The sequence below is a fragment of the Gilliamella sp. CG35 genome, from assembly GCF_046635745.1.
Classification (GTDB): Bacteria; Pseudomonadota; Gammaproteobacteria; order Enterobacterales; family Orbaceae; genus Gilliamella; species Gilliamella apicola_I.
This window is the reverse complement of record NZ_JBIDFH010000004.1, coordinates 1-23,784: the sequence shown is the minus strand read 5'-3', so window position 1 is coordinate 23,784 and position 23,784 is coordinate 1. Positions and strand designations below refer to the sequence as shown.

21 protein-coding genes and 1 pseudogene are annotated in these 23,784 nt (G+C 35.2%); 19 read left to right on the top strand and 3 right to left on the bottom strand.

Annotation, left to right across the window (positions count from 1 at the left end; translation table 11 throughout):
- Positions 1–35 precede the first annotated feature (35 nt).
- From pncB to ACGH4F_RS02645, 5 genes are all read left to right on the top strand, one after another.
- Complete coding sequence (gene pncB / locus ACGH4F_RS02665; protein WP_411589902.1) at positions 36–1,229, top strand: nicotinate phosphoribosyltransferase; 1,194 nt, start codon at positions 36–38, stop codon at positions 1,227–1,229.
- A gap of 163 nt (positions 1,230–1,392) precedes the next feature.
- Positions 1,393–2,796, top strand: a complete 1,404-nt coding sequence (gene asnS, locus ACGH4F_RS02660; RefSeq protein WP_065558865.1) for an asparagine--tRNA ligase — start codon at positions 1,393–1,395, stop codon at positions 2,794–2,796.
- Between the two features lie 287 nt (positions 2,797–3,083).
- Positions 3,084–4,223 (top strand): porin, encoded by a 1,140-nt coding sequence (locus ACGH4F_RS02655; protein WP_065558864.1) that lies wholly within the window; start codon positions 3,084–3,086, stop codon positions 4,221–4,223.
- Between the two features lie 293 nt (positions 4,224–4,516).
- A complete protein-coding gene (locus ACGH4F_RS02650) occupies positions 4,517–5,659 on the top strand; it encodes a porin (RefSeq protein WP_267352315.1) in 1,143 nt (380 codons plus the stop codon).
- 134 nt (positions 5,660–5,793) lie between these two features.
- On the top strand, positions 5,794–6,252 hold the full coding sequence (locus tag ACGH4F_RS02645; RefSeq protein WP_267352314.1) for a methylglyoxal synthase: 459 nt from the start codon (positions 5,794–5,796) through the stop codon (positions 6,250–6,252).
- A 428-nt stretch (positions 6,253–6,680) separates the two neighbouring features.
- On the opposite strand, the gene ACGH4F_RS02640 is transcribed toward ACGH4F_RS02645, so the two are convergent.
- Positions 6,681–7,460: a class II glutamine amidotransferase gene (locus tag ACGH4F_RS02640; RefSeq protein ID WP_267380851.1), complete on the bottom strand. Its 780-nt coding sequence runs from the start codon at positions 7,458–7,460 to the stop codon at positions 6,681–6,683.
- Complete coding sequence (gene lpcA / locus ACGH4F_RS02635) at positions 7,461–8,039, bottom strand: D-sedoheptulose 7-phosphate isomerase (protein WP_267352312.1); 579 nt, start codon at positions 8,037–8,039, stop codon at positions 7,461–7,463.
- A 384-nt stretch (positions 8,040–8,423) separates the two neighbouring features.
- On the opposite strand from lpcA, the gene ribE reads away from it, so the two are divergent.
- The 10 genes and pseudogenes from ribE (at position 8,424) to gorA (ending at position 17,046) form a co-directional block, all read left to right on the top strand.
- Complete coding sequence (ribE, locus tag ACGH4F_RS02630; RefSeq protein ID WP_411589901.1) at positions 8,424–8,894, top strand: 6,7-dimethyl-8-ribityllumazine synthase; 471 nt, start codon at positions 8,424–8,426, stop codon at positions 8,892–8,894.
- A gap of 4 nt (positions 8,895–8,898) precedes the next feature.
- The gene (gene nusB / locus ACGH4F_RS02625; protein ID WP_065558858.1) at positions 8,899–9,318 is read left to right on the top strand and encodes a transcription antitermination factor NusB; all 420 of its coding nucleotides are present in this window, start codon (positions 8,899–8,901) and stop codon (positions 9,316–9,318) included.
- Positions 9,319–9,339: 21 nt separating this feature from the next.
- A complete protein-coding gene (locus ACGH4F_RS02620) occupies positions 9,340–10,398 on the top strand; it encodes a TrmH family RNA methyltransferase (RefSeq protein WP_267380850.1) in 1,059 nt (352 codons plus the stop codon).
- Positions 10,399–10,559: 161 nt separating this feature from the next.
- A complete protein-coding gene (nadR, locus tag ACGH4F_RS02615; protein ID WP_267352310.1) occupies positions 10,560–11,495 on the top strand; it encodes a multifunctional transcriptional regulator/nicotinamide-nucleotide adenylyltransferase/ribosylnicotinamide kinase NadR in 936 nt (311 codons plus the stop codon).
- Positions 11,496–11,556: 61 nt separating this feature from the next.
- Positions 11,557–12,333: a bifunctional demethylmenaquinone methyltransferase/2-methoxy-6-polyprenyl-1,4-benzoquinol methylase UbiE gene (gene ubiE, locus ACGH4F_RS02610; RefSeq protein WP_267380849.1), complete on the top strand. Its 777-nt coding sequence runs from the start codon at positions 11,557–11,559 to the stop codon at positions 12,331–12,333.
- Positions 12,334–12,346: 13 nt separating this feature from the next.
- Positions 12,347–13,888, top strand: coding sequence for a ubiquinone biosynthesis regulatory protein kinase UbiB (gene ubiB / locus ACGH4F_RS02605; protein WP_411589900.1), 1,542 nt, complete (start codon positions 12,347–12,349; stop codon positions 13,886–13,888).
- A 69-nt stretch (positions 13,889–13,957) separates the two neighbouring features.
- Positions 13,958–14,179, top strand: coding sequence for a twin-arginine translocase TatA/TatE family subunit (gene tatA / locus ACGH4F_RS02600; RefSeq protein WP_267352308.1), 222 nt, complete (start codon positions 13,958–13,960; stop codon positions 14,177–14,179).
- Positions 14,180–14,182: 3 nt separating this feature from the next.
- Positions 14,183–14,518, top strand: a pseudogene (gene tatB, locus ACGH4F_RS02595) (Sec-independent protein translocase protein TatB); the annotation flags it as partial.
- Positions 14,518–15,264: a twin-arginine translocase subunit TatC gene (gene tatC / locus ACGH4F_RS02590; protein WP_267352306.1), complete on the top strand. Its 747-nt coding sequence runs from the start codon at positions 14,518–14,520 to the stop codon at positions 15,262–15,264. The pseudogene tatB and the gene tatC, both read left to right, overlap by 1 nt.
- Before the next feature lie 429 nt (positions 15,265–15,693).
- Positions 15,694–17,046: a glutathione-disulfide reductase gene (gene gorA, locus ACGH4F_RS02585; protein WP_411589898.1), complete on the top strand. Its 1,353-nt coding sequence runs from the start codon at positions 15,694–15,696 to the stop codon at positions 17,044–17,046.
- Positions 17,047–17,114: 68 nt separating this feature from the next.
- On the opposite strand, the gene ACGH4F_RS02580 is transcribed toward gorA, so the two are convergent.
- Positions 17,115–18,467, bottom strand: coding sequence for an MFS transporter (locus ACGH4F_RS02580; RefSeq protein ID WP_411589897.1), 1,353 nt, complete (start codon positions 18,465–18,467; stop codon positions 17,115–17,117).
- 234 nt (positions 18,468–18,701) lie between these two features.
- Between ACGH4F_RS02580 and ACGH4F_RS02575 the strand changes: the two genes are divergently transcribed.
- From ACGH4F_RS02575 to ACGH4F_RS02560, 4 genes are all read left to right on the top strand, one after another.
- A complete protein-coding gene (locus ACGH4F_RS02575; protein ID WP_411589896.1) occupies positions 18,702–19,265 on the top strand; it encodes a DNA-3-methyladenine glycosylase I in 564 nt (187 codons plus the stop codon).
- Between the two features lie 12 nt (positions 19,266–19,277).
- Positions 19,278–19,865, top strand: a complete 588-nt coding sequence (locus ACGH4F_RS02570) for a YdcF family protein (RefSeq protein WP_267380845.1) — start codon at positions 19,278–19,280, stop codon at positions 19,863–19,865.
- A 124-nt stretch (positions 19,866–19,989) separates the two neighbouring features.
- Positions 19,990–21,351: a tRNA uridine-5-carboxymethylaminomethyl(34) synthesis GTPase MnmE gene (mnmE, locus tag ACGH4F_RS02565; protein WP_267352301.1), complete on the top strand. Its 1,362-nt coding sequence runs from the start codon at positions 19,990–19,992 to the stop codon at positions 21,349–21,351.
- Positions 21,352–21,799: 448 nt separating this feature from the next.
- Positions 21,800–23,784, top strand: a 1,985-nt coding sequence (locus ACGH4F_RS02560; protein ID WP_411589894.1) for a toxin VasX, incomplete at its 3' end; no start/stop codon positions are given.

Here is a 23,784-nt window from a genome sequence, read left to right as displayed (position 1 = left end):
CTAGAATTTTTTTAGAGTATTAACAACAAAAAGACATGTTACCAGCTATAATTACATCAATCTTAGATACTGATGCTTATAAGTTGCATATGCAGCAAGCCGTTTTTCATCATTACCCAGATACCACCGTCGTTGCGGAGTTTCGTTGTAGAAGTGATGATTTATTAGGTCAATATGCTGATGAAATAAAACATCAAGTCAAATTAATGGAATCATTAACGCTTTCCGATGATGAATTTCAATATCTATCTGGCATCTCCTTTTTTAAATCTGATTATTTAAACTGGCTCAAGAATTGGCGTTTTAATAGTCAATTATTGACGATAACTAATCAAGAAGGAAGACTTGATATAAGAATTGAAGGAAAGTGGTTGGATGTAATTTTATGGGAAGTCCCATTACTGGCAGTTATTAGCGAAATAGCACATAGAGATCGTTCTCCTAATATTGGCGTGTCGGAAGCTATAGCCCAACTCAAAAATAAATTGACAAGATTTAACGAGCAAACTGCAAATATGGATATGTCGGGCTTTAATTTAATGGATTTTGGAACCCGAAGGCGTTACTCATTTGCCGTACAATCAGCTGTTGTCGATTACCTAAAAAAACATTTTGACAATTTTCATAGTACCAGTAACTATTTACTGGCTTATCGACTAGGACTTACCCCTGTTGGTACTCAAGCACATGAATGGTTTCAAGCTCATCAGCGATTAACCCCAACTTTGCAAGATTGCCAAAAAACAGCGCTTAAAGTTTGGTTAGAGGAATATCCTCAAGATTTGGGGGTAGCCCTAACAGACTGTATTACCATGGACGCATTTTTGCGTGATTTTGATACTTACTTTGCTAATCACTATCAAGGATTACGCCATGATTCGGGTGATTCGATTGAATGGGGTGAAAAGGCGATTGCCCATTACCAACAATTAGGGATTGATCCTAAAACAAAAATGTTAGTATTTTCCGATAGTTTAACTTTTGACAAAGCGATAAAGATTTATCAACATTTTCATCATCGAGTAAAATTGTCTTTTGGTATCGGGGGCTTTCTGGCGTGTGATATTCCGTCTACTGAAGCAAATACCAAAGCCTTAAATATCGTATTGAAATTGACGCAATGCAATAATCAGTCTGTTGCAAAATTGTCAGACAGTCCAGGAAAAACAATATCGCAAGATTTAGCTTTTATTAATGAATTAAAAAGAACGTTTAACGTTAATCATTAAACTTATTTTTATAAAAAACGTGAATCAAATTATGAATGTTTTATTTAAAAATTTAATTTAATGCCAACTGAGACTAAAGTTAGGTAACTAAGTGGCATTTAGAATATACTTGTATTATTTTTAATACTATTTAACTTAATTAATATAGAGATGGATAATTAAAATGAATTCAGTTGCTCCTATTGTTGATGTGTTACAAGGCAAAATTGCTGTTGGTAGCACTATTTCTGTTCAAGGCTGGGTAAGAACGCGCCGTGATTCGAAAGCCGGTATTTCATTTCTAGCTGTTTATGATGGTTCGTGCTTTGATCCCATTCAAGCTGTTATAGAAAAAGATCTACCAAATTATGAACAAGATATTTTACGGTTAACGGCAGGTTGTTCAGTTAAAGTAACAGGTAAAGTTGTTGAATCTCCGGGACAAGGACAAAAATACGAGCTACAAGCAACACAAGTTGAGGTTTATGGATTTGTTGATGATCCTGAAACTTACCCAATGGCTGCTAAACGTCATTCAATTGAATATTTACGAGAAGTTGCTCATTTAAGAGCAAGAACCAACATTGTTGGCGCGATTACTCGTGTACGTCATACATTAGCGCAAGCCATTCACCAATTTTTTGATGAACGAGGCTTTTTTTGGCTTTCTACGCCAATTATTACCGCATCAGATACTGAAGGTGCAGGTGAAATGTTCCGTGTATCCACCCTTGATATGTTAAATCTACCTAAAACTGACAAGGGGAAAGTCGATTTTGATAAAGATTTTTTCGGAAAAGAAGCTTTTTTAACGGTGTCAGGACAATTAAATGCAGAAACGTACGCTTGTGCATTGTCTAAAGTTTATACTTTTGGGCCAACTTTTAGAGCTGAAAATTCCAATACAACACGCCATTTAGCTGAATTTTGGATGATGGAACCTGAAGTTGCGTTTGCTGATTTAAATGATAATGCAAAACTTGCAGAAGATATGTTGAAGTATGTCTTTAAAACCGTGCTTGAAAAACGTGCTGATGATATGCAATTTTTTGCTCAGCATATTGATAAAGAAGCAATCAATCGTTTAGAAAACTTTATTAATGCCGATTTTGCTCAAGTTGATTACACCGATGCCATTACTATTTTACAAAACTGTGATGCCAAATTTGAAAATCCAGTGAGTTGGGGAATCGATTTAGCGTCAGAGCATGAACGTTATTTAGCTGAACAGCATTTTAAAGCGCCTGTCGTTGTTAAAAATTATCCAAAAGATATTAAAGCATTTTATATGCGTATGAATGACGATGGTAAAACGGTTGCTGCAATGGATGTGTTAGCGCCAGGCATTGGCGAAATCATTGGCGGATCGCAACGTGAAGAGCGTTTAGATATGTTAGATAAGCGCATGGACGAAATGGGGCTTAAAAAAGAAGATTATTGGTGGTACCGTGATTTACGTCGATATGGTACTGTTCCCCATTCTGGATTCGGTCTTGGATTTGAGCGCTTAATTGTTTATGTCACTGGCGTACAAAACGTAAGGGATGTGATTCCTTTCCCAAGAACGCCACGAAATGCAAATTTTTAACTGGTATAAATAAACAAACATTTTTGGATGTTTATGATAAAACGCAAATTAGTGATAATTAGCAAATATGTATAAATTATAATCAAACGGTTTCGTTTTTGGGGTTAGACATCAAAATTAACGAAAAGTTCACTTGCTTTTAAAAAATTTTTATACATAATTTACACTACTGTAAAAAGTGGAAGAAAATAATAGTAATATTATTTTTGGATGAATAATCATTGTACATAAATAGGCACTAAACTTTTTAGTTAGTGTCTTTTAATAAATAACCATGAGGGTAAGAAATGAAACGTAATCTATTAGCAATCGCTATTCCTGCACTTTTAGTTGCAGCTAGCGCAAATGCATCTATTGAAGTTTGGAACAAAGATGGTAATAAAGTAGACTTTTACGGTCGTGTAAAAGCAGCTAACCACATCACTGATCGTGGTCAAGCAGGTGAAGGCGATGATACTTCTGCTCGTTTAGGTATGTCAGGTCAAACCCAAATCACAGATTGGTTATCTGGTTATGGTCGTTGGGAATATGAAGCTAAATCTGGAAAAGATGATCAAAAACCTGGTCATAGTGAAGTTCGTTATGCATTTGCTGGATTAAATTTTGGTGACTTCGGTTCATTTGATTATGGTCGTAATGATGGCGTATTAAAAGCAATTACTGCATATACTGACGTATTACCAGAATTTGGTGGTGACGCTGCAAACAACAATTGGAACGTGCTTTCTGCTCGTACTAAAGCTGTAGCAACTTACCGTAACAATAACTTCTTTGGTTTAAATGATGATATCAGCTTTGCAGTACAATATGCTGATAATGGTGATAACTCACTTACTAAAGATAATATTCGTGGTGAATCAAGAGAAGCTTGGGGTACAAACGTTCAATGGAACATTTTTGACACAGGCTTAACTGCAGGTATTGGTTATGCTCAATCAACTTCAAGTGATCAACGTCACAATACTTGGGCTACTGGTATTAAATACGATAACTATAATTTATATTTAGCTGCTAACTATTTCCAAAGCAAGTTAAAAAATCGTTATATCGATCATAAAGGTCATATTGCAGATGAAAAAGTTAAAGGTATCGAATTAGTTGCTCAATATGGCATTGAATTAGATGTTGGTCGTTTAACTCCTTCTTTAGCTTATGTTCAACATAAACTAACAAGTGGTTATGATGGTGATAATAAAGCGCATTACCGTTCAGGATCTCATAGCTCACCTATGGCTAAATACGTATCTTTAGGTGCAACTTATGATCTTAACAAAAATTTCAGCGCTATCGTAGAATATAAATTTAATCTACTTGACCATAAAGACATTGGTGCAGCGATGAATACGACTAATAATCGTGGTCATAAGAAAGCGAATACTCCAGGTACAAAAGATGTGTTAGGTGTTGGTTTAATCTACCAATTCTAATTCTTCTTAAATTATAAAAAAGACACTTAGGTGTCTTTTTTATCGCCTTTTGAATTTATTCCCGCCCAAAAAAACATTTTATGCTTAAAAAAATTTATTGTAGGTACTAAAATAAACTAAATTTCGTAGAAATTTACTTATTTGCATTGTTTATCTGCAATGTAAGCAGAAATCTTATATCTAATACAAGATATCACAGTAATAATATAATTGCTTAATTTTGCAGTTATTTATTAACCGAGAGCAAAGTAATTTGCATCTTTAAAAATATAAATACCTATGAGGGTAACAAAATGAAACGTAATCTATTAGCAATCGCTATTCCTGCTCTTTTAATTGCAGGTACTGCAAACGCTTCTATTGAAGTGTGGAATAAAGACGGCAATAAAGTCGATTTTTATGGTCGAGTTTATGCATTAAACTATATTACTGACAGAAACAACCAAACAGGCGAAGGTGATAAAACGACTGCACGTTTAGGTATGTCAGGTCAAACTCAAGTTACTGACTGGTTATCTGGTTACGGACGTTGGGAATATGAAGCTAAAACTGGTAAAAATGCTGACAACGAAACTCGTTATGCATTTGCTGGTTTGAATTTTGGTGATTTTGGTTCATTCGATTATGGTCGTAATGACGGTGTGCTAAAAACTTTAACTTCTTATACAGACGTTTTACCAGAATTTGGTGGTGATGCTTCAAATAATGATCTTTATGCATTATCTGCACGTACTAAAGCTGTAGCAACTTATCGTAATACTGATCTATTCGGTTTAGTTGATGGTTTACGCTTTGCTGTTCAATATGCTGATAACGGTGATAACAGCTCAACTAGCCATTTCAATGCAGTGAATCGTAACAACGGTCATGATAGTGCGGAAGCATGGGGTTCTGTTATCGATTGGGATGTGCTTGATACTGGTTTATCTGTTGGTGCTGGTTACACTCAAACTAGTGGTCACAAAAATGCTAAAGCATGGTCAGCAGGTATCAAATACGACAATGACAATGTTTATTTAGCTGCGCTATATATTCAAGGCAAACAAAAATATGGTTGGGATAATGCATCATCTAACCACAATGCAGATGACTTAAAAACCAAAGGTATTGAAATTGTTGCTCAATACGGAATCGACTTTGATATTGGTCGTTTAACTCCATCTGTTGCTTATATCCAACACAAAGTTAAAGATGCTTCTAGCTATTCTAGCGATGCAGGGCTTAAAGGTAATGACCTTGTTAAATATGTTGATGTTGGTTTAACTTATGCATTCAACAAAAACTTACAAGCTATTGTAGATTATAAAATCAACTTGTTAGATAAAGATGATATCGGTGCACGTCGTGCATTATATGATAGCAGCACATTTAGCAAATCAGAAATTAAAGCGACAACAAAAGATACTGTTGCACTTGGTTTAATCTATCAATTCTAATTAATTGCAATTTGATATTTTTTAAAGGCACTTTGGTGCCTTTTTTATTGTCCCGAATTTAATCAAATAAAACTTGAATTTTAATTGATACTCTGTTAAAAACATCAGCAATAATAATAGATTAGGACAACATTATGCGTTATACCACTCGTCAGTTAGCTGCTAAAAAAAATATTGCTTTAGTCGCACATGATCACTTAAAAGAGTCATTATTAAATTGGTGTAAAAAAAATCGAGAAGAGCTTTCTCATCATCATTTATGTGGTACAGGAACTACGGGAACATTAATTAAACAAGAAACAGGTCTAAATATTACACCTATGCTTAGTGGCCCTATGGGTGGCGATCAACAAATAGGTGCATTAATTGCCGAAGGAAAAATTGATATTCTTATCTTTTTTTGGGATCCGCTCAATGCGGTACCACACGATCCTGATGTCAAAGCTTTACTTCGTTTATCAACGGTCTGGAATATTCCGGTTGCGACTAATCAAGCAACCGCTAATGCACTGATTCAATCCTCCATTTTTACGCAAGAAATAGAAATTGAAATTCCTGACTATCAAGGTTATTTAGCTGAAAGGTTAAAATAATTGCCAATATAATCCCAAATACTACATAACAGAAAGGGCAAATATTGCCACAGAAAAGAGGGTCTAACATGTCGGCTTTATTGTTAATGTCTTTTGGGATTCTGATTATTGGTATTACAAAAACATTATCGGTAGTACCACTTTTAATTGCATTGTTTAAATGAGGTATTTTTATTGCCAAGCCTGTAAGAGAATGTTGAACAACAAATCAGAGTAATTTAAAAGTAAAACTATTGCGTGGGATTGAATTAATTCGAATTGGCTATGGCGAAGTTTGTTGGCTTATACCTATCGCCGTTTATTTATATTAGTTGCTCGATATAAAAATCGGATTTTGATATGCAACTTTAATAATTTTAATACTAATCGAATTGACAGTTGTCGGCTTTCTACAGTATTAATTTAAAATGAAGTTTCAATATTGTGAGTTAAAATGAAGAAAACGGATTAATTTCCCCTTTATTAAATAAAATCGCTTCTCCAGTATTCAGCTTGTACCATGTTTCATTAGAAGTTAATGGCAACGTTGAAATGATTGTGACGATATCATTAGGCGTAGTGTGTTTTTGAAAATCAATTTCAACATCTTCGTCAAGAAGTTTTGCTTTTCCGAAAGGTGCTTTACGTGTTATCCAATGTAAGTCAGTTGAACAATAAGCAAAAACATATTGACCGTCAGAGAGTAACATATTAAATACCCCAAGTTGGCTTAGTTTGTCAGCGCATTGCTTAATATAGCTGAATACTTCCAGATCATTACTGGGTTTTTGCGGATATTTCTTGTGAAGTTGATTAATGAGATAACAAAATGCATATTCACTATCAGTCAGACCTACAGGTTCAAATATCCCCATATCAAGATCTTCATAAGCTGTTAGCTGCCCGTTATGGGCAAAAGTCCAATTTTTTCCCCATAACTCACGCGTAAAAGGATGCGTATTTTCAAGTGCTACGCCTCCTCGATTTGCTTGGCGAATGTGGGCTATGACTGCTTTTGACTTTATTGGATACTGTTGAACAAGTTTGGCAATAGGCGAATAACTGCAAGGTTCAGGATCTTTAAATGTACGGCACCCCTTATCTTCATAAAAAGTAATACCCCACCCATCTTTATGCGGGCCCTTATCACCACCACGTTTGACTAAACTGGTGAAACTAAAACAGATATCTGTTGGCACATTCGCACTCATGCCCAATAATTCGCACATTTACTTGCTCATCTCTTTTTCGATTAGCATGATTAAAATATGAATCACTTTAATATGAATTTCTTGAACACGATCAGCATAACCAAAATGAGGAACTCGAATATCCACATCAGCAAGACCATGCATTTTACCGCCATCTTTACCGGTTAACGTAATCACTTTCATCCCTTTTTGTTTTGCTGCTTCAATTGCTTTTAGCACATTAGCAGAGTTACCTGAGGTAGAAATACCTAGTAGTACATCACCTTTTTGACCTACACCCTCGATATACCGAGAAAAAATCGAATCAAACCCAAAATCATTACCTACACACGAAATATGACTAACATCAGATATCGCTATTGCAGGATAAGCAGGGCGATTGTTGCGATAACGTCCAGTTAACTCTTCTGCAAAATGCATAGCATCACAGTGAGAACCGCCATTCCCACATGATAGCACTTTACCACCATGTTTGAACGAATCAGCCAATAATATAGCGGCTTGCTGAATATGTTCTAAATTTTTATCATCTGAAATAAATTTATTTAACACATCAGCTGCTTCATTTAACTCATTTCGAATATTATCAATATACATTAATCTTACCCTCATAAAAAATTTAGCCACCATTGTAATTCTTTCAAAATAGCTTGCAAGTACTAAAAAATAAATTTAATTCTCATTCATTTTTTTATTTTTCATGACTGGTCAATTAAAACATCGTCTTGAAAATAAAAACTAAAATGAGTGATCAGTCTTAAAACATCAATTATTCTAAATTGATTATCTACAATATGAGCTTAATTAAATTATTTTTAAAAATAGTACAGTCTTATTTTTAGATATTTGATGTAAAGATCTTGCTCGTAGCGCTATTTGCTAATAGGAGAAGTCTGCAGTTTGTGATACAATTTGGCAGTTATTTTTTCACGAATAAAGATAGTGAAATTGCATTTAAAAATCAATTGATAAGGAATTAGTATGCAAACTATTGAAGCTAAAGTTATCGCACCAAAAGCAAAAGTTGCCATTATTGTGGCACGTTTTAATCATTTTATAAATGATAGTCTTGTTAATGGCGCTACCGATGCATTAAAACGTATTGGGCAAGTCGATGATAAAAACATTACAGTCATTTGGGTACCTGGTGCTTATGAGATCCCACTAGCGGCAAAAGTTGCAGCACAATCCAAAAAATATGATGCAATAGTTGCATTAGGAACCGTGATTCGAGGTAGTACGGCGCATTTTGATTTTGTTGCTGGCGAATCAAGTTCTGGTTTATTAAGTGCAAGCCTAGATTATTCGATCCCAGTTGGATTTGGTATTTTAACAACTGAATCTATAGAACAAGCTATTGAACGTGCAGGCACAAAAGCGGGTAACAAAGGTGCTGAAGCAGCATTAACTGCGCTTGAAATGCTAAACGTTATTAAAGCAATTAAGGAGTAAGTTAGTGGCATCAGTCAATCCTCGTCGTCGAGCAAGAGAGTGTGCGGTACAAGCAATATACTCTTGGCAAGTTTCCCGAAATGATCTTGCCGATGTTGAGACCAGTTTTATTGCAGAACAAGATATGAAAGGCGTTGACTCCAAGTATTTTCGAGAACTCTTAAATGGGGTGGGTAAAAATACAGCAGAGTTAGATGATAAAATGGCGCCATACCTCACTGAACGTACAGTTGAAGAGCTAGGTCTAATTGAATTAGCAATATTGCGAATTGCGCTATATGAATTAACCAAACGCCAAGATGTACCGTACAAAGTCGTGATTAATGAAGCAATCGATCTAACAAAAACGTTTGGTGCTGCTGATAGCCACAAATTTGTTAACGGTGTATTAGATAAAATAGCTCCAACCATTCGTACACGATAACTGACCAAAAGTGAGATTGAAATGAACAACAATTCTGAAAAAAATAAACCAACCATTTTTTTTGCGAAGAACAGTGAACCTCAGAAACGTTCTCGCTCAACTCAGCAGAAAATGACGGGTCGTAAAGACAATTTTAAAAAAGATTCATTTCAGTCTAAAACCAAAATTAGACAATCAGTAAATGACCGTATTGAAGTATTTAAACCTAAAACCAATAAACCCGGGACAGAAAAACTGACTCGTAATTTAGAATCAAATTTTAAGTATGGTCAATTTGTCGAGCATGATTCCCCATGGCAGAAAAAAGTTCGTGATAATGAGCAAACGCCTACTTATGGTTATGATGAATATCGTCAACGTAAAGAAGAAACCCTCGTTTATAGTGAAAACAGTTGTAAAGCTGTTTTCAAACATCGACGCTCAGCAATCGTCAAATTATTTATTACTCAAGATATGACCTATCAGTTTAAAGATTTAATTAGCTGGTTAGTCAATCAACGTTTAGGCTACGATGTCGTATCGGTTGAACAAATTGCGAAAATAACCCAAACGGAGCATCATGGTGGGATCTGTTTAATTGTTAAAAAACGTATACCACTTACATTAGTCGATTACCTCGAAAAAAATAGTGGCAAAAACCAAGATTGTGTTTTAGCAATTGATGATGTGAATAATCCCCATAACTTAGGTGGAATTATTCGAAGTGCCGCATTTTATGGTGTAAACGGGGTCATATTACGTCAGACTAATTTACTCAATAGTGGCGCAGCAATGCGTATTGCCGAAGGGGGAATCGAAGCGATTGAGTCGATAAAGAGTGATGACTTTGTTGCTTCGCTTGAACGATTAAAACAACATGATTATCAGATTGTTGCCTTATTACCATGCCCGGTTAAGTCAATTAAATCGAGTGAATTACACCAAATTAAATTCAATAAAAAAGTCGCTATCGTTATTTTTCAACAAATTAATCGAAAACTGGTAGAATGTGCAGATGTAGTTGTACATTTACACGGTAATGATAATATGGCGGCACTAAATATTTCTGTTGCTACAGGTATCTTATTATCAACATTATAATTAAAAAATATGATTACTTTATTTTTGCTCAAAACATTAATACCTATAAAGGTTAATGGGATTTGATAAAATAGAGTATATGTTAAATAGCATCAATTGGTTAGAAAATGAATATTTTTTCTGTAGATTGTTAACAAGTTTTAAATGCATTGGTAAGTGGTATGGAGTCTAAACATAAAGTTGGTTTAATTTTTGGTAAGTTTTATCCTCTACATAGTGGACATATATATTTAATTGAAAAAGCGATGAGTCAGGTCAATGAATTACATATTTTTCTTGGCTGTGAACCATCACGTGATCAACAACTGTTTGACAAAAGCCATTTATCAAAACAACCCAAAGTCAGTGATCGATTCACATGGCTGAAAGAAACCTTCAAAGACCGTCATAATATTCATATTCATGTTTTAGATGAAGCTGGAATCCAGTCTTATCCAAATGGCTGGAAAGACTGGAGTGATCGTGTCAAACTTATTTTGAATGAATATAAAATCAAACCAACGGTTATATTTACCAGTGAACCTCAAGATATAAAAAATCATGAGCTTTATTTCGGTTGCCCAGCAATTATTATTGATGCTGATCGCAACTTTATAAATATTAGTGCTACTCAAATACGCGAAAACCCCTACCAAAATTGGTCTTTTATTGCACAAGCTGCCAAGCCTTTTTTTGTCAGAAAAGTGGCGATTATAGGACAAGGAATATTTAAAGAACTTCCAATACAGCTCGCTAATATTTATAACACGCAATACGTATCAAATGGCTATATTAATTATATCGAGCGGGAATTAACAAACTCACATAATAAGCGTTATTTGAGTGAGGCTGATTACCTTAAAATTGCAATGTTACATGTTGAACGGATATCGAGTGCTGAAGTACAGGCTAATAAATTACTGTTTGCTTCAATCGATTTTGATACGTTAGCACATTATTATCAGCAAGTGTTTGATAAAGAACATCAAGTTTTAAACGCATTAAAAGAAAATTATCATTTTGATTTGGTCATCCATGAAAAAGATTTTGACCCAAATCTTTCATCATTAGAATATTTTGAAACCGTATCCAATATGGTCGAAAGGTTGTTGATTTAGTTCATCACTTTTATTCTGGCTTATGCTAAAATAGCCTAAATCTTTTTGATGGGTAAATTTTATGTCTCAATCTTCTGACAAACAAAATAACGATAATCAAGAAAAAATAGATTTTGGTTTTACGCAAGTTTTAAAACAAGATAAAGTAAAACGTGTTGCGGATGTCTTTCATTCCGTTGCCGACAAATATGATGTAATGAATGATTTAATGTCATTTGGTATTCATCGTATTTGGAAAAAAATTACCATTGAATATAGCAGTGTGCGTAAAGGTCAAAAAGTATTAGATCTTGCTGGTGGCACTGGAGATTTAACTGCAAAATTCTCACAATTAGTCGGCGATAACGGATTAGTGGTGCTCGCTGATATCAATGAATCCATGTTAAAAGTTGGACGCGAAAAGCTTCGAGACAAAGGATTATTCAAAAATATTGAATATGTGCAAGCTAACGCTGAAGAGTTACCTTTTGCGGACAATTTTTTTGACTGTATTACCATTTCTTTTGGTCTACGTAATGTGACTGACAAAAATAAAGCGTTACAATCCATGTGGCGAGTATTAAAACCTGGTGGTCGTTTATTAATTCTTGAATTTTCCAAACCGCAATACCCAATTTTAAATAAAGCTTATGATCTTTATTCATTTACTATGTTACCGTTAATGGGCAAAGTTATTGCGAATGATGCTGACAGTTACCGTTATTTAGCCGAATCAATTCGGATGCATCCTGATCAAAAAACATTGAAAAAAATGATGGAAGATGCAGGATTTGTAGATGTCAAATATCACAACATGACAGGTGGTATTGTGGCGTTACATACTGGTTTTAAATTTTAAGCGATGAAATCTAATGACATTTTTCAGACTCTATAAAATATTAACCGTTTTTCGTGCATATCAATTAAATGAATTATTGCCAACTAATCGATTTTCAAAGTGGTTACCAATTTTAATATCATGTTTATTTTGGATAAGGCCGAAAGCAAAACATGAAGAAATTGGCGAGCGATTACGTCAAGCATTGCAAGAGCTTGGGCCAGTATGGATAAAATTTGGTCAAATGATATCAACTCGTCGAGATGTGCTTTCTAAAGATATTGCAGACAGTTTAGCTAAATTACAAGACCAAGTTGATCCTTTTGACGGGAAGTTGGCAAAACAATTAATCGAAAAAGCACTAGGTCAGCCAATTGATCATTATTTTTCAGATTTTGATGAACAACCATTGGCATCGGCATCGATTGCACAAGTTCATACAGCCATATTAAAACGCAGCCAAGCTGAAATTGTCATTAAAGTATTGCGTCCTAACATTATACCAGTCATCAAAGCGGATATTGGCTTAATGTATTGGCTTGCCAAACAGTTTACTAAACGCATTAAGTTCGGTGCAAAGTTACGAGCAATTGAAATCGTACGTGATTATGAACTTACCTTAATGAAAGAGTTAGACTTAAAACAAGAAGCTTATAATACCATACGCTTACGTGACAATTTTATTAATAGCAACATATTATATATACCTTACATTTATCAAGAACTCTGTCGAGAAAACATCTTAGTTGAGGAACGCATTAAAGGTGTGCCAATTGGTGATAGCCAAACACTTAAACAACACAACATTGATATGAAGCTACTTGCTGAACGAGGTGTTCAAGCTTTTTTCACGCAGGTTTTCAAAGATAATTTTTTCCATGCTGATATGCATCCGGGCAATATTTTTGTTGACATTACCGAGCCACAAAACCCCCGTTACATTGGAATTGATTGCGCTATTATTGGAATTTTAACAGAAGATGATCAGTACTATCTTGCTGAAAATTTCCTTGCCTTTTTTAATCAAGATTATCGCAAAATAGCCGAAACCTATATTGCATCGGGTTGGGTTCCTGAATCTACCGATCCGATTGCTTTTGAAATGGCTATGCGCAACGTATGTGAACCTGCATTTGCAAAACCGTTGGCTGAAATCTCATTCTCACAAATTTTACTAAAACTATTTGATGTTGCCAGACGATTTGAAATGGAGATTCAACCACAATTAATCTTGTTGCAAAAAACGCTATTTTATATTGAAGGTTTGGGGCGTCAACTATATCCAGAACTCGATTTATGGCAAACCGCTAAACCATTTTTAGAAAAATGGTATGAAGACAAATATAGTGCTAAAACAATTATTCAGCAAGCATGGGCTTCATTACCACAATGGCGAACGCTCTTGCCCGAACTGCCTGCAAAACTTAATGATTACGCACGCATGACAAAACAGATGAATCATCAAATTAGACAGATTAATTACGAACTAACGTGTCGAAAAAAACGAGAACGAATTTTATACAGCGCAATAGGAATACTCAGTATATTATTTATCTCTATGCTAATTATTCATTAGATGAGTTATTTGGGAATCTGATAATTTAAGTGTATAATCAAATCACAAATGACGTCGGAGATAATTATCATGATGCCAAGTTGGCCTCAATTACTCATATTAATTGCAGTTATTGTATTACTGTTTGGAACCAAAAAATTACGCTCATTAGGTTCGGATCTTGGTGCATCAATTAAAGGCTTTAAAAAAGCAATGAATGAGGATGATGATAAAAAAACATCAACAGAACAACCAAATAAAGTTGAAACTGTAGACTCCTCTAACGATGAACAAACGACAAAAAAAGAGTAGGTTGTGTTCGATATCAGCTTTGGTCAATTATTATTAGTTTTAATTATTGGACTGGTTGTATTAGGGCCAGAGCGTTTGCCTATTGCAATTAAAACCGTTGCAGGTTGGATTAAAGTATTACGACGAATGTCGGCAACGGTTCAACTTGAACTCAACAAAGAGCTAAAACTGCAAGAGTTACAAGATAGTTTAAAAAAAGCAGAACAAAGTGGTTTAACCAACTTAACACCTGAAATTCAAGAATCAATTGATGATTTAAAACGTGTGACAGAATCGTTACAAAAAGAGATTGATTCAGCAACCCAAACCGATATTGAAAACCCAAATAAAGACAAACCATGACAGACGACGCATCTCAACCTTTAATTGGACACCTTGTTGAACTCAGAACACGACTTTTACGTTGTATTATCTGCATTTTATTGGTTTTAATTTGTCTACTTTACTTTTCTAATGATATTTATCACATCGTTGCTAATCCGTTAATTAGTCAATTACCTACAGGTAGTAGCATGATTGCAACTGATATCGCAGCCCCTTTTTTTACACCGATTAAATTAACGGCAGTGGTGGCGATATTTATTTCTATTCCCTATGTACTTTATCAAGTGTGGGGATTTGTTGCACCCGCGTTATATCAAAATGAAAAACGTTTAGTCGTGCCACTGATTATATCAAGCACAGTGTTATTTTATATAGGTATTGCTTTTGCTTATTTTGTGGTATTCCCGCTTGCATTTTACTTTTTTATCCACACAGCACCGATTGATGTTGCAATCAATACCGATATCACCAAATATCTTGATTTTGTTATGACGTTATTTGTGGTATTCGGATTTGCTTTTGAAGTCCCTGTCGCCATTATACTACTCTGTTGGACTGGCGTGACCACACCAAAAAGTTTACGGAAAAAAAGACCTTACATCATTGTGGCTGTGTTCGCCGTTGCTATGTTTGTTACCCCACCTGATGTATTTTCACAAATATTATTAGCGATACCAATTTGTTTACTTTTCGAAATTGGGACTTTTTTCGCCCGTTTTTATCAACCCCGTAAACATGATGAAGACGAAAATAATGAATAACAAACACAATAAATACGGACTTTGATGCAAGCAAAAAAAGCACCAAAATACAAATATTGAGACTGGCATAAAATTACGTCAACAATGGAAACACTTGTCCCTTCTATAAACCGATCCTAAGGGCAGCATCGACCAATACCGACAAAAAACGAACGCTTTAACATAGTCCCTAATTTTTGATATTTTTATGTATTACTAAAAAACCTATCACAATAACTGGGAAACAACGCTGTTAAAAAATCATTTAAAACCAATAAATTATTATTAAAAATTAACCCATTAGAAAAATGATTTATTAAATAAAAATCTACTAATTGTAATTATTAATCGTTAATAACTATTGTTAAATTTTAAAATAAATACTTTTTTTATTTTTCACTTTATGCAAAGCTAATAGCTAATTTTAGTAATCAGCACGAAGGAAATTTAATGACTAAACATTATGATTATATTGCAATCGGTGGTGGTAGTGGTGGCATTGCATCGGTAAACCGAGCGGCTTCATATGGCAAAAAATGCGCAATCATCGAAGCAAAATCTTTAGGTGGGACTTGCGTGAACGTGGGTTGTGTGCCCAAAAAAATCATGTGGTATGGCGCTCAAATTGCTGAAGCAATCAATCATTATGGTTCTGATTATGGATTCGATACGACTATCAATCAATTTAGTTGGGATAAACTACTGGCTAGCCGAAACGCCTACATCGACCGAATACATCAATCTTATGACCGTGTACTAACTAATAATAAAGTTGATGTCATTTATGGTTATGCCAAATTTGTTGATTCTCACACTATTGACGTTAATGGCGAACAATATACCGCCGATCACATATTAATAGCCGTTGGTGGAAAACCGAGTATACCAAATATTCCTGGTGCGGAACATGGTATTACATCGGATGGTTTTTTTGCGCTCAAAGCTTTACCTAAACGAGTAGCTGTCGTGGGGGCAGGGTATATTGCTTGTGAAATAGCCAGCGTATTACATTCATTAGGTTCTCAAACTCATCAATTTATACGCCAAGCGACACCATTACGCAGTTTTGATCCACTCATTATTGAAACCTTAATGGAAGTCATAGCCAGCGAAGGTCAACAACTCCACACGTTTGCGATACCAAAATCAGTGACTAAAAATAGTGATGACTCGTTAACATTACACCTTGAAAATGGAGAAAGTTATACTGTTGATTGTCTAATTTGGGCAATTGGTCGTGAACCCGCAACACAAAATATGAATTTAGCAGCGGCAGGTATTAAGGTTAACGATAATGGATTTATTGTTGTAGACAAGTACCAAAACACTAATGTTGCCGGTGTTTACTCGGTTGGCGATGATACAGGCGCAACAGCCCTAACCCCTGTTGCTGTGGCTGCAGGACGTCGTTTATCTGAACGGTTATTTAATAATAAACCTGATGAACATCTAGATTATAACAATATTCCAACTGTTGTCTTTACGCATCCTGCAATTGGTACTGTTGGATTAACAGAACCTGAAGCGATTTTGCAATATGGACAAGAAAACGTTAAAGTCTATAAATCAACATTTACCGCGATGTATACAGCTGTAACACAGCATCGCCAACCTTGTCGAATGAAATTAGTCTGTGTTGGTGAAGAAGAAAAAATTATCGGTATTCATGGTATCGGTTATGGTATGGATGAAATATTACAAGGTTTTGCGGTAGCACTCAAAATGGGTGCAACCAAAAAAGATTTTGATAACACCATAGCCATTCATCCAACCGCCGCAGAAGAATTTGTCACCATGCGGTAATAGTCGAGCTGTCTGGATTCAAAATAGAATAAAAAAGCAGGAAACATCCTGCTTTTTTATTGATAGAATTATTTATTATTGGCTTTATTTGACCAACCTTTTTTTGCTAACGGATAAAAACCCACCGCAACTGCAATTAACGCGACAAACGAGATATAAATACCTGCACCAAGATAACTATATTGACCCAGTAAATGGTCGGGGCTTAAAAGATAAATTGTTAAAGTCGGTGTAATGGCACTAAATAAAGCGTAGGCTAAATTATAAGAAAACGATAAACCCGAATAACGAATCGCAGGTGGAAAAGTTCTTGTACCAATGATTGGTGTCATGGCGACAGCGCTAATAAATAAACCAAATATTGCCCAAGTTAAATATAATTCAGTAAGTGAAATTGTTGGTGACAAAGTATTATAAAAATAGATACTCATCACAGCTAAACCACCCCATGTTATGATCACTGTTTTTGTTGTCCCCAGTTTGTCTTCTAACCAACCAGAAATAACACAACCGATAGTTAAGGTTAATGCTGCAATACAACCACCAATTCGCCAATCCAGATTAGCAAAATGATACATCCCACCAACAATACGACCAGGTGTTATTAAGATACCCACCATAATCGCAGTGGATAATGACCAAGTTAAAAGTGCTACAATCAAACACGCCGTTTTATGATTTTTTAAAACAGAGATGACAGGAATATTTTTTTCAATTGCCTTACGGGCAGCTAATTCTTTGAAAATAGGGGTTTCGGATAAAAACCGACGCAAATAAACCGAAATGACACCAAAAATACCACCAACAATAAAAGGGATCCGCCAAGCATAATCTAAAATATTTTGTTGGTTAAAACAAAGATCAATAATAATGGTCACAATAAAACCAAGTAAAATACCCCCAGTAATACCCGAAGTTAAGGTTCCGACACCAAAGCCATAACGTTGTTTTGGCACGTGTTCAGCAATAAAAACCCAAGCGCCCGGCATTTCACCGCCAATGGCTGCTCCTTGCAACATACGCATCACTAATAATAACAACGGTGCAAAAATTCCAATGGTTTCGTAGGTGGGTAAAATACCAATAATAAATGTGGGTAAAGCCATCATTGCCACGCTAAGTGTGAACATTTTTTTGCGACCGACTTTATCGCCAAAATGAGCCATAATGATACCGCCAACAGGGCGAACCAAGTAGCCAGCAGCAAAAATTCCCCATGCAAAAAGATCTAATGTTAAAGGTGATAACGTATGAGGTAAAAAAAGAGGTTTGACAATCGTATCGATATACAGGGCATAGATGACAAAATCATAAAATTCTAACGTTCCCCCCAAAGAAGACAAAACTAATGTTTTTAAATCTTTACTGTTTAATGGCCTTGCAGCAGGCTGCCATTCTGCGTTAATTTCAGATTGACTCATGAAAAAACCTTAATTGTATGGTTAATATAAAATAGAAAATAAAGAAAATGACTCTTTTATAACTAAAACTTGTTATAAAAATCACATTCTGCCATAAAAAATTGTATTTAATTTCATCATAAAAAAATTTAATGAATGCGGTAAAACTGAACATTTGATTTATAATAATTAAAACATTTAATTATTTTATGTTGTACTATCAATAAACTATTTTAACTAAGGATGAATTTGGGGATGATGACTAAAACAAAAATACGCTGTGACTGGGTTTCAAACGATCCTTTATACATAAATTATCACGACAACGAATGGGGAATTGCCCAGTATGATAGTCTTAAATTATTTGAAAAAATCTGTTTAGAAGGACAACAAGCGGGATTATCTTGGATCACCGTATTGAAAAAACGTGAAGAATATCGGCGCTGTTTTTTTGATTTTAACCCTGAAAAAATTATTACGTTAACCCAAAAAGATGTTGAACGTTTACTCGAAAACAAAGGACTGATTCGAAATCGATTAAAACTAAATAGTATTATAAAAAATGCACAAGCTTATCTAACAATGAAAAGTAATAATGAAGATTTTTCGACATTTATTTGGTCTTTTGTCGACGGTAAACCAATTATCAATCACTACAAAGACCTTAGTGAAGTGCCTGTCAGTACCGATATATCTGATAAACTATCAAAGGCATTAAAAAAACGAGGCTTTTCTTTTGTTGGGTCAACAATTTGTTACGCTTTTATGCAATCAATGGGATTAGTCAATGACCATTTTGAACATTGTTATAAAAAATAGGAGTTAAAAGAAATGATCGCCAAATTATTTAAGTATGGCTTAGCGTTAATCTTGACTTATTTTGTTATCACTAACATCGTTATTTATCTTTATTCTAAACAAAAGCCAGCGCCAGATGCCGACACCTTAGTTGTATTAGGCGCACTTGTTGTAGGTAATCCTGCTGTTCCTCATTACACCTTAGCCCAACGATTAGATGTTGCCTACGATTATTTACAACGTAATCCACGAACGAAAGTTGTTGTGTGTGGGGGACAAGGTAATAATGAGTCGGCGACCGAAGCAAGTGTGATGGCACAATATCTAATTAATAAAGGTATTGATCCAAAACGGGTATACCAAGAAGATAAATCGACGCGAACAGCTCAACAATTTGTGTATGCCAATCGTGTATTGCCGTTAGGCAAGACAGTTGTGGTAACTAATGATTTTCATATGCTGCGTTCGCTAATGCTGGCTAAACGTTCAGGCTTTAACGAAATATCAGGTTTATCGGCACCATTAGGGTGGGGAAATGAAGAAAAATATGTCGCATTAATCCGAGAACCCCTAGCATTGGCAAATTCTTGGTTATTCGATCATCCAAAGAAAGATGAATAATCAGCCGACTGATTCTATCACTTAAATAATCAATGAATAACGGCAAAACCCATAGTCACTACTGTTTTTGCCGTGCGTCCATGCTATTATTAGGCATTCAAATTTAAATCAGCTACAAACATATATGAAAACAGATACCATTGTTGCACAAGCAACGCCACCCGGTCGAGGTGGTGTGGGCATTTTGCGAATTTCGGGACCACAGGCGCAAACCGTTGCGCAAGCGATACTCGGTAAAATACCAAAACCTCGCTATGCGGAGTATCTTCCATTTTTAGCTTCTGACGGCACAACCTTAGACGAAGGAATAGCGCTATTTTTTCCTAATCCTCACTCTTTTACGGGCGAAGATGTACTAGAGTTACAAGGGCATGGTGGGCCTGTCATTTTAGATTTGCTTTTAAAACGGGTATTAGAGATTGCTAACGTCCGTATTGCAAAGCCGGGTGAATTTTCAGAGCGGGCTTTTTTGAATGATAAATTAGATTTAGCCCAAGCCGAAGCCATAGCCGATTTAATTGATGCAAGTTCTGAGCAAGCTGCAAAATCAGCGATTTCATCTTTGCAAGGCGTGTTTTCGAAAAAAATTAATGAATTGGTTGAATCATTAATTCATTTACGCATTTTTACCGAAGCCGCAATAGACTTTCCTGAAGAAGAGATCGACTTTTTATCAGATGGCAAAATTGAAGCACAACTTAATGAAGTGATTACTCGCTTAAACGAAGTTCGCCAAGAAGCAAAACAAGGCTCACTGTTACGAGAAGGGATGAAAGTGGTGATAGCTGGTCGTCCAAATGCCGGTAAATCAAGCTTACTGAATGCGCTGGCGGGTCGTGATGCGGCGATTGTTACCGATATTGCAGGCACAACGCGTGACGTATTACGTGAACATATTCATATCGATGGTATGCCCCTACATATTATTGATACTGCGGGTTTACGTGATGCCAGTGACGAAGTTGAACGCATTGGTATTGAACGAGCTTGGCAAGAAATTGAACAAGCAGATAGGGTACTATTTATGGTCGATAGCACCACCACAACCGAAACCAATCCCGAAAAGTTATGGCCAGAATTTATAGAACGGCTACCCAAAAATATGCCTGTTACAGTCATACGCAACAAAGCAGATTTAACTGGTGAAGCATTAGGTTACAATCAAGTCAATGGTTACTCACTTATCCAACTTTCTGCACGAACAGGGGAAGGGGTAACGTTACTTCGTGATCACTTAAAACAAGCCATGGGTTTTACCAGTAGTACTGAAGGCGGCTTTTTAGCACGTCGACGACACCTGCAAGCACTCGAAAAAGCGTCAGAACACCTCAACAATGGTAAGTACCAACTTACGGCTTTCCATGCTGGTGAACTTCTTGCCGAAGAACTCAGACTTGCCCAAGAAGCGCTAAGCGAAATCACTGGTGAATTCACGTCAGATGATTTATTAGGTCGTATCTTCAGTTCGTTTTGTATTGGAAAATAAGACTTAACTAGGTTACTGCATTTAAATTTAATGAATTTTCATAGTGTTACTCTTTAAAATTAACTATTGCAAAATGTTCAAAAAAAGGGTAATTTTACGTTTAGATATTGTTAACAATTTTTAAAGAATATTTAAAATATAAAATTGTATAAATTTGAAAGCAGTAACTGAAAAACTAGAAAAATTTTTAGATTATTGATTTTTTAACTAATATTAAATCAATTAAGCTTAATTTGTGAATACAAAATAAATCATAATATCTTGCCTTAAGGTCAGATATATTAATAGGTAAAAACCTGCCACATTGTAAACTTCACACTCATCGCTTCAATTTTAACAATATCTTATTCAAAATATCGCAAAATAAATATTTTTATATTTATCACATGGAAATAACTCACACCAAGTTGAGTTAAAAGGAATATTAAAAAAAATTGGAATGAATTAAATGGAAAAGCATACAACCACCAAAACCACAAAAGAAGAACAACTTCAAAAACAAAAAGAAGAGCAAGCCGCTGAACTCGAAGATCGCATTATTTATGCTGAAGCAAACAAGGATGGCAAAGATTCTCGTTCAGCTTTAGCAAATGGTGGTTGTGGCGTTTGCGAACGTCAAGGATTTCCCATTTTTCTGGTCAGAAAAGCGCCGATTAGTAAAAATTTCAACTTAGCCCAAAAAATGGGTGAAACCATTAAATTATTGGAAGACAATCGAGAGCCACCCATTGATTTAGTCACCCATAAATATGTCTATCGAACCTTACGCGTGGGTTACGTTTATATCTTAGTCAAACATAAAACGAAAGGGTGGGAGTTTTTAGGATATGAAGTGACGCCTTCAGGCGTATTTCGCCATAAAACCATTACTGACTTAAAAGAGCGAAACATTAAAGAGATCCCAGAAAGTTGTACCAAAGACGGCAATCACCATATACCCGGTTCTTTTATCAATATTGACACCTCAATATATGAAGGCGAAGCCTACATTGCTTACACTCGTCGAGCCTGGTCTCAAGGTAAAAACAGTACAATAGAAAAATACCTAAAATTAATGAATGAATCGTCGATCACAATTGAAGTACCTTCTAGAAAAAGATCTTCTTCGACAACCGGTGATTCTTCGACAAAAGAACATTTTGAGAGAGATATTCTTTTAGAAGAAGCGATTAAACGTTTTACTAAAATTAACCTGAATCAAGAAGCATACAAAGATCCAAGCAAATTAACTGACGGGGGCAAGCGAAGTTTTGAGTTTCAAAAACTCAAATCCGATAATTCATTATTAGAGCTGGCTGCTGATCCACGATTTATCATCACACATGACGGTAAAAAACGTTTGTTAAGTTCGAAAAACTTTATCACAGCCCACAAATTTAACTCATTACGAGACAGGTCAAACGCAAATAATAAAGAGTTTTTAGCGACAAGCTTTGTCTTAGATGCGCAAATTGAGAAATTAGAACAAACGCGTGAATACAAAGTCCCTGTTGTGGTTCTGGAAGATACGTTTGGTATAGCGGAAGAACTGAGCTTACAACGACAATTAAGGATTGAGCCCATAGCGCAACTGGTGATCAAATCCGAAGAGATTTATAACCAAAAAATTGATGAACATTTCAATAAAATCTTGGGATCTAAACGTGTGGATATACCAAGTCATGAAGATGACAATGATGAAAATGTCAATCAACCCAAAAATACCCCAAATTCAAATAACATAATGATAAGCCAAGATTATAATTACTATTACAATGCGACTTTGGCTGCGGGAGTAAATGCAGATTATTTTAGAGAAAAAACACTGCATAAACGTAAAACGTTATCATTGATAAATGAATATCGCAATCAAATCAAAGCAATAGAATTATCAAAAGCACGAGAAGAGCTAGAGTATGACTATATATCAGAATCCAGGATAGGAATTAACAGGCAAACTAGTTTTTGGCCAAAAACAGAATACTTACTATCAAAGGGATATTTTGAAGTTCCGATGACAGCTGAAGAAAAAATTAACCATCTGAAAAAAATTAATAAAAAGGATGGTTTTTTTAAAAAAGCTGAATATTTCGATGTCAAAGCTTTTAAACATAACAGCATAATAAATGGTCGTGCCGAACTCGATGCTTTAATGAGAACCAGCAAACATTTGGAAAAATATGAAAAGCTATTAAAACCGGGTGCTGAAACTCAATTTACCAATTTAGAAAAAAACAGATATAACGCTATAATCAGTTCGATTAATCACTTTTCGCAGGACTATTTGTATTATTTGCTATGGTTATTGGGATATCCAATCTTGTCAAAACATACTCCGGACAAAATGATCCGATTTAATAGTTGCAAATTTTGGTTTATAGAGTGTGATACAAATTGCTCTAACAACCATGTAGGTTATCTTTCAGATTTTTTGGCAATCATTGATTTTACATG

What these genes read in the sequence shown, in the direction of transcription:
- mnmE (WP_267352301.1), top strand. Translation starts at nt 19,990, where the DNA reads ATGAAAACAGATACCATTGTTGCACAAGCAACGCCACCCGGTCGAGGT.
- ACGH4F_RS02640 (WP_267380851.1), bottom strand. Translation starts at nt 7,460, where the DNA reads ATGTGCGAATTATTGGGCATGAGTGCGAATGTGCCAACAGATATCTGT.
- tatC (WP_267352306.1), top strand. Translation starts at nt 14,518, where the DNA reads ATGACAGACGACGCATCTCAACCTTTAATTGGACACCTTGTTGAACTC.
- ACGH4F_RS02570 (WP_267380845.1), top strand. Translation starts at nt 19,278, where the DNA reads ATGATCGCCAAATTATTTAAGTATGGCTTAGCGTTAATCTTGACTTAT.
- tatA (WP_267352308.1), top strand. Translation starts at nt 13,958, where the DNA reads ATGATGCCAAGTTGGCCTCAATTACTCATATTAATTGCAGTTATTGTA.
- lpcA (WP_267352312.1), bottom strand. Translation starts at nt 8,039, where the DNA reads ATGTATATTGATAATATTCGAAATGAGTTAAATGAAGCAGCTGATGTG.
- ACGH4F_RS02580 (WP_411589897.1), bottom strand. Translation starts at nt 18,467, where the DNA reads ATGAGTCAATCTGAAATTAACGCAGAATGGCAGCCTGCTGCAAGGCCA.
- nadR (WP_267352310.1), top strand. Translation starts at nt 10,560, where the DNA reads ATGGAGTCTAAACATAAAGTTGGTTTAATTTTTGGTAAGTTTTATCCT.
- ubiB (WP_411589900.1), top strand. Translation starts at nt 12,347, where the DNA reads ATGACATTTTTCAGACTCTATAAAATATTAACCGTTTTTCGTGCATAT.
- gorA (WP_411589898.1), top strand. Translation starts at nt 15,694, where the DNA reads ATGACTAAACATTATGATTATATTGCAATCGGTGGTGGTAGTGGTGGC.
- ACGH4F_RS02655 (WP_065558864.1), top strand. Translation starts at nt 3,084, where the DNA reads ATGAAACGTAATCTATTAGCAATCGCTATTCCTGCACTTTTAGTTGCA.
- ACGH4F_RS02645 (WP_267352314.1), top strand. Translation starts at nt 5,794, where the DNA reads ATGCGTTATACCACTCGTCAGTTAGCTGCTAAAAAAAATATTGCTTTA.
- ACGH4F_RS02575 (WP_411589896.1), top strand. Translation starts at nt 18,702, where the DNA reads ATGATGACTAAAACAAAAATACGCTGTGACTGGGTTTCAAACGATCCT.
- ribE (WP_411589901.1), top strand. Translation starts at nt 8,424, where the DNA reads ATGCAAACTATTGAAGCTAAAGTTATCGCACCAAAAGCAAAAGTTGCC.
- pncB (WP_411589902.1), top strand. Translation starts at nt 36, where the DNA reads ATGTTACCAGCTATAATTACATCAATCTTAGATACTGATGCTTATAAG.
- ACGH4F_RS02650 (WP_267352315.1), top strand. Translation starts at nt 4,517, where the DNA reads ATGAAACGTAATCTATTAGCAATCGCTATTCCTGCTCTTTTAATTGCA.
- ubiE (WP_267380849.1), top strand. Translation starts at nt 11,557, where the DNA reads ATGTCTCAATCTTCTGACAAACAAAATAACGATAATCAAGAAAAAATA.
- asnS (WP_065558865.1), top strand. Translation starts at nt 1,393, where the DNA reads ATGAATTCAGTTGCTCCTATTGTTGATGTGTTACAAGGCAAAATTGCT.
- ACGH4F_RS02620 (WP_267380850.1), top strand. Translation starts at nt 9,340, where the DNA reads ATGAACAACAATTCTGAAAAAAATAAACCAACCATTTTTTTTGCGAAG.